We start from the raw sequence: 14,454 nt of genomic DNA, 5'->3' as shown, positions 1-14,454 counted from the left end.
CTAAGCTGCCTCCTCTGAGTTCGTTGAGCCTTGTAGCTTCTTTCTCCGCTCTTGCTGTAATAGCATAATCAATTCCTCATACACTAAACTGTCCGTTCCAACCGATCGTTGGAGCTGAACGCGTACTCCGGAATAAATGGCCTCCCAAGGTTGATCCGATTTAAAATCGACTTCAATATCTGATTCAATTGCCAATTTAGCAATGAATATTCGCTTTAGATTATTTATGAGTTGCATTTTTTGGAGACGAATGGTTTTGATTACTTCGTTTCGCATGAATAAGATCTTTTCCAACAACGGGGAAAAGACCCCTGCTCCGTTCATAATCCTAATGAAAAAACAGTCTTTCGAAAGTTCCCCTTCCATTGCTACATCACTGTAAAAGTAATAGTCATCAACTTTGACATCGAGCAACAGCGTTAGGTTCCGGATATACTCAATCCGTTTTTCACCCGTAAAGAGTGGATATAGGCTTTTGAGTTCAATAAAAGGAACGCGATACTTACTGATCTCATATCCCCCATCAATAATGCTCCACTCGTTTTCTACAGTTCCAAATACTCTCTCAAGACACATCAAAAAGATGCCATCCTGGTCACCAATATAATTAGAGCTGAATTCAATCGGAGCGGTTATAACATCAATTCCCGCCTCTGCAATCATCTTAATCATGGCCATGTTGTCAAGGGTTGCCCTCATTTGGTTTACCTGATCAAAACAGTAATAGGATGTTTCCATCGTTTCCTCCCCTTCGAGCTCTACTAAAAGAACGTTAAGTCTTGATACATTTTCTCCGGTTTAGCATTCCGGATCTGATAGATAATTTCTACATTAAGAAGATATTCGTGAATCGCGTTTCCTTCATTCGGAGGAATATCATAATCCTCAGGATAAATAGAATCATAATCCAAGTAATCCATCGCCATTTCCAGAGCAACCTTTACGTCATTTGAAGTGAAACTCGACCAGTCCACGTCTGCACTGTTGTAGCAGTTATGGGCACAGTCAATAACCTGAAACAATCCGGTTGTGTAAGTCAGAAGATATTCCTTCTGTTCAGGTAAACCTTCTTTTAATCGAGCTAAATTGATATTCAACTCTGCATCTCCTCCCTAATATTGACGAAAAAAAGACCAGAAAACGCGAAAAAAGCGCACCTAAATAGGTACACTTCCGTCTCCTGGTCATTTCATCTTTTTTCTTCGGTGAATCACCGAACACCCACTCTTCAGCTGAAAAATATCAACGAAGAAAAAAATAGATTAATTAATGTCATTAGTATATCACAATTAAAATAACAATACGATAGATCCCAGTAAATTAAGTTGGATGCTATCTGGTAACGAAAAATAGCTCACTTACTATACAAAAAAGTAACCTCTCTGTACATCTAGGCTGTTAAGCATCACATTGCTGATGAATGTTCTTCTTGCAACAGACCGACACGTGGAAATCCGAATGTCTGCCATCCCGTCAACTGCAGGACGATCTTTTGTTGTACTCTTAGATGTTTTTCAGAGACCAGTTCAGCTTACGGAAAATCTGATAGACAGCAGCTACCAGTTATAGACTGCTCATCAGCCCATGCTCTTGATTATAAAAAGTCTGACGACTCTTATATTTCCAATGAGTTAACTGAGCCAGATAGCTTGATCTTCTTTCATTCCATTTATCCCGAAATACAAAGCCGCAATCTTCGATTCGTGTAAATCCAGATAAAGGCCAGTTTTGCTTAGTTGCGTCTGTAACTAGCCGGACCAGCTGCAGTTCTCAGCTCTGTGCACTTGGAAGAGCCAAGCGGAACTACCTGCGGCAGACAGTAGTCCGCCGCTTGCCTACGGCGTGAACAGGTGGGAAGTTTGGGATGAACAGCCCGCAGCTTCGTGCACCATTAACATTTGGACGCAGACGAACGGGGTGTCAGGAAAAAAATTGTATTCTGGTACGCCGGATCGAGCGATAGCAGCTCACACTCCTGATACTTTCAGATCTTTCCCTGCTACGGCATCAATGAAGCGTGGACTACAGTCAGATCGGGCAGCGACAGCTCCAGTCTACTACTTTATTGTCTCTGAAACGTTGCGGATCCAACCAAGACTTTATGCAGCGTTTTCCGTCGCAGCCAGCACAATCGGAAGCTCCAGGAGAGGAGCCGCTGTTTGATCTGGTAGTCTTCCTCGCCACGCTTCAGCCGGAGCATGTAACGTCCAGAAGTCCCGAGAGTACGGGAGCTGCAGTCTGCTCCCCCGTCGTGTGCAGGAACTGTCGGCAACGCCTGAAAATCCCAGGAGAATTCGACCAGCCGTCCCCATCTAACTTCTACGGGAATCTGCCGACAATCCACGCTGTGCCCCACTTGAACTGCCTCTCTTGATGTTGTCGATAGGGAAGTTCTGAAAACCGATTGCATTAGAGAACAGCGCATCCGGCTGACTGTCGCTGAACTGATCTACTGTCCAGTTGCCAGGATGATTGCTTGCGAGGCTGGAGAGTGACAAATGGCGCGGGCCATTGGGAAGTCCTTTGAGCAGTCCGGTAAAAGTGGCAAAGGAGTATAATCACTGTTTGCCGAATTACTTCTTAGACTAAATATCTGAGGGGTAATGAATATGAAAAAGCGATTTAATTCAGTAAATATTGCAACATATTTCTTGCTAGCTGTTGTAGTTATTTATATCCTCTTTACTTTGTTCTTATATTTATTTGTCAAGGATTGGGGTGAAAGTGGAACATTTGGAGATTCTTTCGGCGTACTAAACGCTTTGTTCTCTGGACTCGCGCTTGCCGGTGTCATTTATACATTGAATCTTCAAGTGAGAACATTTGAACTTCAGCGTAAAGATTCGGCATTCAATATAATGCCTCTACTCGTTGTAGAACCTAAAAGTGGTGTGAGAAATGGATATCAACTACTTGTAACTAATATTGGTAACGGAACGGCTATGAATATTGATTTAGAACCGTTTCCATTAACGAGTGATTTTTCCGTAGTGTTTAAAGCAGATCGTCGCATGATGAGTTTAAAGGCAGGGGAGACGAAGGAATTTGAAATAATGCCTTATGTCGGAGACGAATTAGCGGATGCATCGTGGACTGCACATTTAAAACACGATTATGCAAACAGGGAACTGAGAGTATCTATCATCTATGAAAATATTGAATTCAGTAAGATGCAACAGGATTTCTCACTTGGACTTGGAGAATTAAAGGTGACAATGGTAAAAACATTATCACAATCTCGCTAATATTTTGAAGAGAGATGTTTGAATGTCCGAAGACTACCTAAAGTGAGGATTGCAGAAGTTCTCTTTGTTGAAAGAAAATAAAGTAGTAGACTGAAAAATAAAGTATTAGACTCGGAAAATGAAGTATGCAGACTGAGAAATTAAACTTGTAGACTGGCAGAGCGTTTTGGAGTTGAATGATCGGTAGCATGGCCAACCGCTGCAAAACAGCACACCTGGTGTATCGAACAAAGTCGGGCGGAACGAACCGTGCGGCCCCGGCGTGGTCAGTCTACTACTTATTTCTACCATGCTGACGATTTTCAAACTCTATTAAATCCAGTTTATGACTTTATCTTCTTTCGAGATCCGGAACACAGAGCGATAGCACCGCCGATCGGCCCATATTTTTCATTTTCTTATAGAATACAGATCGGTTGACACCGTTGAAGGTAGAATAATAACGGTGCAAAAAAGTGAATAAAAAACTTCACTGAGGATATTTTAATTATAAAAATACACAACAATAAAAGGAGTAAACATTGTGCCAATACTGATATTTGTATTAGAGAAGGCAGCTGAAGCATTTGGTGCCAAAGCAGCTGAAATTATTATTAGTGAGGTCGTTGAAGGTCTTGCTGCACGAATATCTGGAGATTTATTTCGAAAATCAGTTGAGGAAATATGCGCAAGAGTACAAAAGATAATCGATGATGCATTTTTTGAGCGTGATTTGGCTTCTTCCAGGAGTATCACAAGACGATTTTTTGAATTTGAGAACACAAGAGATTTTGAAATCCTTGACGAATTGTATGGAGAATCAACTACCATTATTGAAAACCTCATGCCAAAAGTTAATTCATGGGAAGGATACTTAGCCACAGTTCAACTAATGGCAGTAGCATTGCTAGTTATTGCTGGTTTGTCTGAAAAAAATGCTGACTACAAAAAGGTTCTGATTACACGTGGTAAGTATTACTCCGAGTGGGTGATACCGAAAGCAGATTTAATCGTACAGCTTGCCGAGCAAAGTGTAACTCCTATTCGCGCTGTATTACCAGAATCTTTGGGAAAAGATTATCGAATTTATGACAAGGAGTGCCCAATTGATAAAACAAAGGCTTGCTACGCATATCAATATGCATTTTTTGATTTGTGGAGGAATTATGATTCAGCTATTCCACTGCATGAGCATACGGGAACTTCACACTATTACATTTCTAAGTATTGGGATGGAAAAATTGTTACACCTGAATTTGACGAAAAGGATCCTGACTTTCGCTTGGCGCGAAAATTAGCTATTCAAAGTACAAGTGAAAAAAGAGAAGCTTTCTTAAATAAGCGGTTAAATGAAGCGAATAAAACACGCTCTGAAATTATTCGGGTATGTCAAGTTTGGAATCGGGTGTAGTAATTTAAAACATAAAGCCAAGATTACTTAACATAAATAGCTTTCGGTCAGTGCGTTCGGCTGCGCAGCTAACCTACAACTCGTTCTCTTAGTAATGCATCGGAGAGGGCTGTACGACCGACAGTGCGGAAAACCACATCTCGTGCTCCAGGTTCTTCTGGACGCACCGTGTGAACTGCGAGGGGTATGCCGGCGATAGCGACCAGTTGTGCGCCGAGCGGACCGCGGTACGTGCGACGAAAAAAAATGTGTTGTGATTGGCCAACTGCAGGGACAGTATTGAAAAAGTCTTTGACCAGGTAAAAAAACTCCTGCGGCGATTGGTTGCTGGTTACGGCGACCAGCCGCTTCGCAAGCTTCAGCTCGTGCTCTTGGTTCTCCAGAAGCGCCGGACTGCAATTGGCAGCTGGTTACGGTGGCCAGCTGCTTTGCAAGCTGCAGTCTGATACTTTATTTTCTGGTTTGATTCTTTTTTGGGCTCTCTCTTGATACCTCAGTCTAATACTTATTTTTTATTACCTGACGATTTTCATTACCGAAAACCGCGTAAAATCAACAACTCCGGTCTAATACTTTATTTTCTTCATACACTCTTAATAAATGCTCACTAAAGGGGTGCAAAGCCGGCACTAATGACTTCCAGGAGGGGGGAACGCTTCAGGAGACAAATTATTAGAGAGGCTGGGCCTTTCCACGTACAGCCAAACACCACGCTGGAGACAGAAACATTCAGAAGTGTGGGGGATTTATTTCAGTAGAGTAACTAGCAGTTGAAGCACAGCAAAACTTGAACCTCGCCAGCCTTGGTCAGCAAGCTTTAGTTTCATGCATGACAGTCAATCCTTGATAAAAAGAAGTAAAAAGCCTCAAAAGCACTTGTGAGGCTCCTTTACTTCATCCTATGCAATATCAACTATGATATAACGGGCACTTGAACTGTTAGGAACTCATACACCGCGGTGTCTTTCGGGACACTTCTCTTACACAATCTCAATTTCTCAATCTCGACACCAATCAATTCTTTCACATTCTCTTCAGCTTCCGTTAAATCTTTCCCGCAAACTCCGAGTCTAAGCGCTGGAACATAAGCCGAAACTTTGTCGGATGTAACGTCCTCATATAGTACGCTAAATGAATCAATGTATTGAACAATGGAATGAGCTAGTCTAACAGCCTTTCCAATAGACATTTCTTTTTCCAATTCCGCGTGAACGGAATCCTTGGCATTCTCTCGTGCTTCTTCTATGGTATCACCGATTATTTGAAGTCCCAGCCCCGGAATGTATGCAGAGACGTTCATATCAGCTTTATCTTCTTCGAATAAAATTTGTAAAGATAACGTGTTTTCCATTTGGTGAATCCTCCTTGTTTTCATGAGTCTACTTTTTGTAAATCACTATTAAATATGGAGCATTACTAAATTAATGCCTTGAGTTTTAAATATAAATTACCAGTTTTATATCCATTTATGCGCGTAATTGATCCTTCCTGAACGTTACATAAATATAGCCTGCCGGAATCATTGCTCTTTTGAATCTTGAAATCATCAATTGTACTCAACCATTCATTCTGAAAACTACCGATATCTACTTCAGTAAAGGGAATTAAGTTTGTACCACAATCGTATACAAACCACACGAATAAATTGAGATTGTAATTTCGCATGAAGTTCAGATCAAGATAAAAGTCAGAATAAAATTTGGTATGCCGAATACCTGTACGAACGATTTTCTCCATTCGTTGAAGCATATCTGGTTGAATTTTTTGAATTTGATTTTCTTTAAACTGTAACTGGTGCACGTCATTTCCTCCGATCTTTCAGAATTTGAGCATAAAAAAAGGAAAGCACAAAAAGACACCTAAAATAAGTGTCTATGCCCTCCAAGGTATAAAAACCCCTAATTTTATTGCTGTAAAAACAGCTCCCCAACTCTGTCGGAATTATAACGGCAGAGAAAAAATTACCATCGTTAATATAATATTTTTACCACATCCCCGAATTCTCGTCAATATATTACAATCTCTATTCAAAAATTGCTTTTATCAGTTCATTTTGTAACTTGAGGATTAAACATTTTCCACTCCGGCGGAAATTCATACAAACCCGTTTTAACCTGGATACATATTTCATCGCTTGTTGTAACAACATTTATCCTAGAATGAGAGAATTTATTTAGTTCACAAAATTCGAAGATGTCGTTGAATTCATCACATCTTACAGGCTTTCCGTAGTTCCCAAGATGATCATAACAATAAATTCTATATTTCCCCTTTCTCTCTCTTAAGGATTCAACAGGAGGATCATTATAATTATATACCGGTCTCGGTGTATCTTTTGTTGGGAGTACACTTAGGTTAGTTTTTGTATGATCAGGGCCTTCCCAATAATAACTACAAGTATCGCATGTCCGAATGACATACCAACACCCAAGTTCTCGATCATAAGTCCAGTCTTCTTCTTTGGTTTTACAAAAACAATTTGTTTTCATCCCATTACTCCTTTTCAGTTCCTCTCCATTGTGAATACCAGGTACTATAATATTTGCTTGCCCCAATGAAGTGATGCAGTTCTATCGGGAAATTTGTCAGCGTTACACTTTGTTGTATTTTAAAATGATTAAAAATATCATGCGTAATTACGCGTGCCTGGGATTCATGGATTTTTTTCATTTCTAAACTCGTTATTACAGATAAACTCGGCGTTCCTGCTATACTGCGAGTGAATAACTGCTGGGTTGAAAACAATTGACCCAGAGGATTTCCAAAGTTGAAATCCAACTCTAGCACATGGTCAATCCTAATTTCATTATCTATCTTCCAGTGGAGAACAATATCCTTATGTAATGGGAAGGTCTCCTTCTTAGCAATGATCGGGTAAAAACCATGGGCAGTGTTTCTTCTACCATTTCGAAGACCAGATACATAATATCGTTTATTGGTATATGGAGAAGTCACTAACAGTTCAGGAACTGCATTAAAACCATCAATCTCCAGGGTTACCTTACAACCTCGCAAGTCCACCGGTGCAAAGAGTATAGGTGCAAAATGAAAGACATAATCATCACAAGCTAAGGCAGGTAATCCTGCCACTTCACGGATGACATGCTGATGAAAGTCAGAATTCAAATTTTGGGCGGTACTCCGTGTTGTATAAAAATCTTTTAACGCAGTGATTTCTACTTTAGTATGATAATGCTTCATGACCTGCAGTTTTGGGGGAAGTAATTGATTATTTTCAATCATCATTGATTCAAACTCCGCGGCAAAGACCTTATAAGAATCAGAAAAGTTCTCAGTCCAGTAAATGGCCAGAGTAAGTTGACCCTCCGGAGTAAGCTGCAGCACTCGACCATCATCTGTGATTTCAACTACCGCAATCATATTCTCTAGCAAAGCATGATCTATCAATTCCTCTGCCTCTTCTATATTGCGAATCGTATCGTTCGATCCATTTTTGGAGCTGGATTTAGTATTATTCCTTTGGCCTTTAGCCCGATTCACCAGATTCTCACTTAATTTGTGATCAGTCAGATTCTTAAACATCTCAAGGGTTGAAAGCATCGGTATGAGTGATTGCTTCATAATGACCTCCTTGTATTTTGTTAGGAGCGGGATTCACGCTATCTTCTATCAGCTTTTAATGTCGTAAAGCTCTCCAATGCAGTGTTCACAGATATCTTTTTCCATAAATGTCGTAATTCGCTGATCAGATCCACAAAAGCAGCATTGAGGCTTGTATTTTTCCAAGATAATTTTATCTCCAACAACATACATTTCTATTTCACTTCCCGGCTGAATGTTGTAGTTTTGTCGGACAGCCTTAGGAAATCCAACTCTTCCCATAAAATCAACCGAGCGAAGCGATCCAATTGCTTTATAACTCGTTTGCTCCCCCATTATTTTCAACCTCCTCCTCATTTAGCAATTGGCTGAAGTGATCCTCAAGCCAGACCTGTAACGTTAACCCTTGTTGCTTAGCCAACTCTTGAAGCATCGTTTTTTTGTTCTCATTCAAATAAAAAGTAATTGGAGAAAGTCCTGTACTAATGAAAATGCCATTGGCTCGTTTCGAAATCTCTCCTTCCTCCAAGCAACGCAACAAGGTTGTTATCATTTCAGGGTGCGTTACTGGTAAATACATTTTTTGACATCTACATAAATACTGCTTCCCCTAACGCTCACTCGAAGATTAAGAGGTCCAGCCAATTCAAATAATATATTTATTGTTTCGTATATCATCGAACTCATATCCATAGGTATAGGAAACACAAATGAGGCATATCCGTAACTGGTGACTATTTTGCGCTCCCCTATTGTTGTTACCGGAACCCACCCCTTTGAAAGTGCCTCTTCAAGAGGTATCTGTTTACCTTCTACCTGGAGAACTGATTCGATTCGCTTGTGGTTTACCCTTTTTATGCTAATAATGCGACCGATTTGATTGTTTAAAGTATACAGCTGGAATAAATACACTCCGGTTTTTTTGTCAAAGATCGTATCGTACTTGCCAAAATTGGTTTTCTCGTTTACATATGGTTCAAGATCCCCCGGAGAAATTAAATAGGTTTCCTTCCCGCGATATACAGCTCGTTCATAGGGCAATCCCTTCTTAAGCAACTTATAAATGTAAGTAGTCGAACGACCAATTTTTTTTGATGCTTCTGCAGGAGTAAGTTTCTCTTTAACATAATAGGGTTTGATTCTTTCGATTTCCTCCGGTGAAAAGCGATATCCCCCTTCACCTCGGTACGTGGTTGGATTTATTGGTTTTAATTTTTTTGCTGAATTAGTCTGATCTAAATTATCATGATCAATTAGTTTATATACAGTAGACACGGTTAATTTCAGTATCTCCGCTACTTCCACTACAGTTAGATATTTATCCATATAATCCCTCTTTCTGTACTGGGTAAAATTTACGGTAACTTCATATCTAATTATTATATTAATATATTAATTAGATACAATCAACAAATAACAGCTGATCATTTTTCCGATTCTACCATTTACTTTTATTCACACTCAAAATTATATTAAGGTGTTTTGAATTGTATAATCAATCAAAACTAATTAACTATTATTTTTGATTAATACTCATTTTGTATTTTATAATATAGAATGTGCATTAAATTTATTACAGGTTGAATATTTTAAATGACAGGCGTGAGAAATTTGGTAAATTTATCTGAAATAGGATTATATGCATTAAATGAAAATACTTATGCTTTTAATCTAAATCGCACTGAAATGATACAAATTTTACTTGATCAAAGTTACTACTCCAAAATCTCCTCAGAGGTGAAAAGGTATGAAAATAATTTTGGAGAATACGATTACTCTTCGGTTTCCAATATTGGGATGATTTACTTATACATACATCGGAAGCAGGGCAAGAGAAAAGATAAAACAAAAAAGGAATATGGTAGAGAATTATTACAGTTTATTGAGTATTTTACGCTTCACAACATTTTTGACATAAGATCTTTGAAACGTTCACAGATGGAAGATTATCAAATATGGCTTGAGGAAAAATATGAGAAAAGGAAAACTCAGGCTAAAAAAATCACAATACTTTCCTCATTTCTGAAGTGGTGTTTTGAAGAGAACTATTTGGAGAGAGATTTAACTCGTGGGCTTGCAGGTGTTTCATTAGATAAAGCACAAATCCCTGATCGAGAAATATCACCAGAGGCCTTGAGCTCTTCCCTTCATTTTTTTGACAATGATCCGAAATTTCAAGGCCTGCTTCTTTTGCTAGCTACATCCGGGCTGCGCTTAAATGAAGTGGTCACACCTGACTGGAAGGATCTTTATTGGGACCAAGAAAGAAGAAAGTATTATGTACGAACTAAAACGAAGCGAGACGGAGAGCGGCATGCTCATATAAGAAACGAAGTTTTTCAGTTATTAACTGAATATCGTAGACGGCTAGGATTAGCGACCGAAATCGATCCTACGGATCAAACTCCTTTTTACCCCAATAGGTATGGAAAGCGATATACCCTCACCAGCCTATCTGCCTTAGTTTCAAAAAAATTAGCTGCAGCCAATTTACGTACTGAATCACATCATAAAGCAACCGCTCACTTTTTGAGACATTATTTTGCCAGAGCAGCTTTTAATAATGGTGCTTCAATTGGCATGATCGCCAAAACTCTTGATCATAAGAGTACTCAAACCACTGAAAATTATTTATCTCGAGAATTAAAGAAAGAAAATGATGTTTCTGATTTCGTTTCAATCCCTGGATTTAATGGTTGGAATCGATTATAGATTTTTATCATTTTCAGAATTACAAAACACTTAGGGGGAGTTCTCCGGATGGTGGGCCCCCCCTCTGAAAGATTTATAAACTAGCTCATCTATACTCCAAGATTTAGCTTTGAATACAGATAGTCAAATTTTTTTCTATTTCGCCGGGTAAGGTCTATCTCCGTATCGTTAAAAAGTAATCGAATAACGTAACTTCCCATAAAATTTTCGCTCGCATAAACCTTGTGAATAAAATTCATGTTCACCAAATTAGACTGATTAGGTGAAAATATCCATTCAGAACATTGATTTTGGATATCTGAGAGAGACATTTTAGTCTCTACTCCTTCTTGCTTATCCCCTTCAATATAAAGAATGGTTTTATGTTCTCCCTTAACTTTAGTAGCATAAATTAGGTTTCGCTCATTAATATACAAGGTTCTATAATGTGACATTATCTTGAGAATGCGGCCAGGTATTGATTTAGATATGAGCAATTCTTTATCTATAATATCTTTGACTTTTTTGATAGCTTCAGCAAGACGATCAAGTTCCACCGGTTTATGAATAAAATCCACGCAGTTTAATTTTATTGCTTCAAGAAATAAATTTAAATCATGAGTTCCGGTGACCAAAATCAAATGAGATTTGATGCCCTTTTCTTGAATTTTCCGAAAAGCAGATATGCCATCAGTCCCGTGTAGACCTACATTTACCAGCACAATATCTGGTTCATATTTAACACATTCATCGATAAACCATTCCCCTGAGGCTACAGAACTGACTATTTTTAAATTTAGTTCATGAGCATATTGTTCTATTTTCATTCTATCCAATGGCTTATCTTCAGCAATAATCACCGATAATTGTCTTCTCACTACTATTCACTCCTTTTTATCAAATATCGGGACTTTTCGACATATTCTTTACCATCTAGGTATAAATACCAACCAAATAGGCTAATTCGCACACAAAAAGGAAAATTACTTATATAATTGTACTATAATTAGTACATAAATTCGCAGATTTTGCATCTGGTTAGAGAGGAAGAAATTATTTATGGAATTTCATTTTTTGTATGAAGAAGATTATGCATCAAATAACGTTGTTACGGTTTATGTTCCCGAGTTACGCATAAGTGCGGTAGGGGACACTTATGAAGAAGCCAGAGATAATACGATAGATTCCATTAAGGCTTTCTACGAAGCTACATCCCAACCAAAAAACTTTAGCTCTAAAGTTGAAATGATAAATTTAGATATCTCTCAGCTAATCACTTCAAATCCAGCTGCAATGTATAAAGCAATCTAATCCTATTATAAAACCGTTCCCCATCAGGAACGGTTTATTTGTTTGTATAAGACCCCCCCAGTTCGACTGGGGGGGTCTTATACAAACAAAGCTGACGCCTAAAAACAGCGTCAACCTGAATTCCAGCGGTTAAATACTTCCTCAAGATGATTCAAATCCTGGTGAAACGGTGTCAGCACAGCGGCATGTTCCGATGGCGAACCAGCGGACAAATTACTTTTTACAAAATGATTCAAGGTACCAGACGGCCCCAAATCCAGATACAAGCAGGGGCCTGCTGATTCAAGCGAATGCAGGGCGGCAGGAAACTGGATCGGCTGCCGGGCAGCATCCCAAAAATAACTGGGAGATAGCTGATTTATTACCTCCCCATGGACACACGAAGCCAAAGGAATCTGTAGTTGCTGGCAGACTACATGTTGCAGTATCTCCGCATGTTGTTCTCTCGCAGGTTCAAGACAGGAACAATGGAACGCGCGCGTAACCGGAAGTGCTTGGAACAGGATGCCTTCCGCCTTCAAATACTTCATGATGCACTCCAGATTCCGGTGGGAGCCTGCAACAACAAAGTGCGAATGGTAGTGCACCGATGCCAGCTCACTGAAGCAGTAGAGCAGTGGTTCCTCTTCATAGAGCCGAGGATCATGCAAAATGGCGATCATCCCTCCTGGCTCGCAAAGGGATTCTACCAACCGTGCCTGCCCGTTGACAAGCCGAAGCATTTCCTCAGGGGCCGTTGCCCCGGCCACAGCGGCAGCGACCGTTTCTCCCAGGCTGGTTCCCAGAACGAAGTCGGGCCGGAGTCCTTGTTCAATCAGAACCTGCGCCAAGGAAAATTGCACCATATAAAGCGCAGGATGGGTATACTGCAGACGCTCAAACGCGTTCCTCTTTGGTTTGGCGTCATCGTAAATAATCTGTATCAAGGATACCCCGAGCATATCACAGGCGACCCGGTCCAGTGTCTGCATCCACTCGCGGAAAACAGGCTGCTGATTGTACAGGCATCTTCCCATATGATAATACTGAGAGCCTTGGCCGGAGAACATAAATACAACGGATTTGTTCATATGTTAAGGGTATCCTTTCATATCTTTGCAAGAAATGATTGGCACTCATGCCCGAATGCTTCCGGCATCCTGGCAAGCTTGGGCACAGTCAGGGATACCGCATAGCGGCTCCCCAGAACAGAGATGGTTATATATTGGGTGAAATAAGTATGAGTGCTTACCGTATATGCCGACCTCATCTCAATTTGATTGATTTCATAGATGGAGAAGGGCGTGGTCATTCCGGTCTTTACAGCTTTTGATAAGGATTCTTTGGCAGTCCATAACAGCATCAATCCTTTTTCATAAGAGACAGGGAGCTTAGATAGGGTTGCTTTTTCGCGTTCGGTCATCTGGGTCTCAACAGCTGTATAGTTGGCTTCATCCAGTGCTTCCACATCAATTCCCATCTGAAGTTCCACCGGAAAAGCAACCGCCGCCGACACATCCCCGCAATGGCTGATGCTGACCGGATGACTGCGGCCATCACCGGAGATCAGCAGAGGCTGCTGAAAGATTCCGTTCTTCACCCGCAGTTGCTTTAAATCCAGTTCTCCGATCAGTTGGGACGCCGCCGACTTCGCAGCATATCGCCCCAGCAGATAGCTTCGGATTCTCGCCTCGTATTGTAGGCTGTTCAAATAGTCAAGCTCCTTCGGATGCAGGTGTTGAATGATCGGCCGATAATATTCCGGACTGGGCATGTAACACATGCTCCAGCCACATTTATAGCGCCCACGCTCAGCGGTCAGTTCATATAACATTTTAGCCGTAAGCGGCATCCGATTCGTCAAGTGCTCAGTTATACTCATCCTGCACCTCTCATACATTACGTAAAATATTTATTGTAGAATGCGTAAAGAATTTTATCGGAAAAGCTTGATCCCGCAACGCGCAGCTCCTGGCTGAAGGAGAACAATTGCCCGGTAACCCGTTGGACAAAGGCCTCGTCATATAAATCATCTATGGAAGCAGATCTGAACAGCGGTTCAAGCAATCGGCACATCTGTGCCGACTGGCTGCAGGTGCAGGAATGGAAATGAACCTGCTGAAATATATTATGCGCACATTGCACATAACCGCGTATGTCTTTGCCGCACAGCGGACAGGTTATCCTGATTGCCAAATCACAATGAATGGACTGCCCGCCGTTTGCAAGATGCTCTGATATAAGATGGATAGGATTGTGTTCTGTCACTCTCTCATC

The 14,454-nt window shown here is 40.4% G+C and carries 17 protein-coding genes; 4 read left to right on the top strand and 13 right to left on the bottom strand.

Annotated elements, in window-relative coordinates; translation table 11 throughout:
- Together JI735_RS34135 and JI735_RS34130 are read right to left on the bottom strand one after the other, a co-directional pair.
- Entirely contained in the window at positions 1–738 is a 738-nt protein-coding gene (locus JI735_RS34135) for a hypothetical protein (RefSeq protein ID WP_039835568.1), read from the bottom strand.
- Between the two features lie 23 nt (positions 739–761).
- Positions 762–1,097, bottom strand: coding sequence for a hypothetical protein (locus JI735_RS34130; protein ID WP_039835567.1), 336 nt, complete (start codon positions 1,095–1,097; stop codon positions 762–764).
- A 1,512-nt stretch (positions 1,098–2,609) separates the two neighbouring features.
- Between JI735_RS34130 and JI735_RS34125 the strand changes: the two genes are divergently transcribed.
- Together JI735_RS34125 and JI735_RS34120 are read left to right on the top strand one after the other, a co-directional pair.
- Positions 2,610–3,245, top strand: a complete 636-nt coding sequence (locus JI735_RS34125) for a hypothetical protein (RefSeq protein WP_039835566.1) — start codon at positions 2,610–2,612, stop codon at positions 3,243–3,245.
- A 523-nt stretch (positions 3,246–3,768) separates the two neighbouring features.
- Entirely contained in the window at positions 3,769–4,635 is an 867-nt protein-coding gene (locus JI735_RS34120) for a hypothetical protein (protein ID WP_039835565.1), read from the top strand.
- A gap of 913 nt (positions 4,636–5,548) precedes the next feature.
- On the opposite strand, the gene JI735_RS34115 is transcribed toward JI735_RS34120, so the two are convergent.
- The 7 genes from JI735_RS34115 to JI735_RS34085 form a co-directional block, all read right to left on the bottom strand.
- Positions 5,549–5,986: a type II toxin-antitoxin system HicB family antitoxin gene (locus tag JI735_RS34115; RefSeq protein ID WP_039835564.1), complete on the bottom strand. Its 438-nt coding sequence runs from the start codon at positions 5,984–5,986 to the stop codon at positions 5,549–5,551.
- Between the two features lie 65 nt (positions 5,987–6,051).
- Positions 6,052–6,435, bottom strand: a complete 384-nt coding sequence (locus JI735_RS34110) for a hypothetical protein (RefSeq protein ID WP_039835563.1) — start codon at positions 6,433–6,435, stop codon at positions 6,052–6,054.
- 248 nt (positions 6,436–6,683) lie between these two features.
- Complete coding sequence (locus tag JI735_RS34105) at positions 6,684–7,124, bottom strand: hypothetical protein (RefSeq protein WP_157771378.1); 441 nt, start codon at positions 7,122–7,124, stop codon at positions 6,684–6,686.
- 4 nt (positions 7,125–7,128) lie between these two features.
- Positions 7,129–8,217 carry a hypothetical protein gene (locus tag JI735_RS34100; RefSeq protein ID WP_039835562.1) on the bottom strand — a complete coding sequence of 363 codons (1,089 nt, stop codon included), beginning with the start codon at positions 8,215–8,217 and terminating at the stop codon, positions 7,129–7,131.
- Positions 8,218–8,265: 48 nt separating this feature from the next.
- Positions 8,266–8,532, bottom strand: coding sequence for an AbrB/MazE/SpoVT family DNA-binding domain-containing protein (locus JI735_RS34095; RefSeq protein ID WP_039835561.1), 267 nt, complete (start codon positions 8,530–8,532; stop codon positions 8,266–8,268).
- Positions 8,510–8,776, bottom strand: coding sequence for a hypothetical protein (locus tag JI735_RS34090; RefSeq protein WP_202677741.1), 267 nt, complete (start codon positions 8,774–8,776; stop codon positions 8,510–8,512). The genes JI735_RS34095 and JI735_RS34090 overlap by 23 nt, the downstream gene beginning before the upstream one ends.
- Positions 8,761–9,522, bottom strand: a complete 762-nt coding sequence (locus tag JI735_RS34085) for a helix-turn-helix domain-containing protein (protein ID WP_202677740.1) — start codon at positions 9,520–9,522, stop codon at positions 8,761–8,763. The genes JI735_RS34090 and JI735_RS34085 overlap by 16 nt, the downstream gene beginning before the upstream one ends.
- A gap of 267 nt (positions 9,523–9,789) precedes the next feature.
- Here JI735_RS34085 and JI735_RS34080 point away from each other — a divergent pair, with 267 nt between their 5' ends.
- Positions 9,790–10,908 (top strand): tyrosine-type recombinase/integrase, encoded by a 1,119-nt coding sequence (locus JI735_RS34080; protein WP_202677739.1) that lies wholly within the window; start codon positions 9,790–9,792, stop codon positions 10,906–10,908.
- A gap of 89 nt (positions 10,909–10,997) precedes the next feature.
- Here the strand turns inward: JI735_RS34080 and JI735_RS34075 are convergent, their stop codons facing one another.
- On the bottom strand, positions 10,998–11,765 hold the full coding sequence (locus tag JI735_RS34075) for a LytR/AlgR family response regulator transcription factor (RefSeq protein WP_039835558.1): 768 nt from the start codon (positions 11,763–11,765) through the stop codon (positions 10,998–11,000).
- A 181-nt stretch (positions 11,766–11,946) separates the two neighbouring features.
- Here JI735_RS34075 and JI735_RS34070 point away from each other — a divergent pair, with 181 nt between their 5' ends.
- Positions 11,947–12,198: a hypothetical protein gene (locus JI735_RS34070; protein ID WP_039835557.1), complete on the top strand. Its 252-nt coding sequence runs from the start codon at positions 11,947–11,949 to the stop codon at positions 12,196–12,198.
- A gap of 110 nt (positions 12,199–12,308) precedes the next feature.
- On the opposite strand, the gene JI735_RS34065 is transcribed toward JI735_RS34070, so the two are convergent.
- The 3 genes from JI735_RS34065 to JI735_RS34055 form a co-directional block, all read right to left on the bottom strand.
- Positions 12,309–13,268 carry an acyltransferase domain-containing protein gene (locus JI735_RS34065; RefSeq protein WP_039835556.1) on the bottom strand — a complete coding sequence of 320 codons (960 nt, stop codon included), beginning with the start codon at positions 13,266–13,268 and terminating at the stop codon, positions 12,309–12,311.
- A 17-nt stretch (positions 13,269–13,285) separates the two neighbouring features.
- On the bottom strand, positions 13,286–13,888 hold the full coding sequence (locus JI735_RS34060; RefSeq protein WP_157771377.1) for a 4'-phosphopantetheinyl transferase family protein: 603 nt from the start codon (positions 13,886–13,888) through the stop codon (positions 13,286–13,288).
- 188 nt (positions 13,889–14,076) lie between these two features.
- On the bottom strand, positions 14,077–14,445 hold the full coding sequence (locus JI735_RS34055) for a hypothetical protein (protein ID WP_039835555.1): 369 nt from the start codon (positions 14,443–14,445) through the stop codon (positions 14,077–14,079).
- Positions 14,446–14,454 lie beyond the last annotated feature (9 nt).

The sequence above is a fragment of the Paenibacillus sonchi genome (genome assembly GCF_016772475.1).
Taxonomy (GTDB): domain Bacteria; phylum Bacillota; class Bacilli; order Paenibacillales; family Paenibacillaceae; genus Paenibacillus_AQ; species Paenibacillus_AQ sonchi.
Note: the sequence above shows the minus strand (reverse complement) of the source record. Positions and strands in the feature narration are given on the sequence as shown.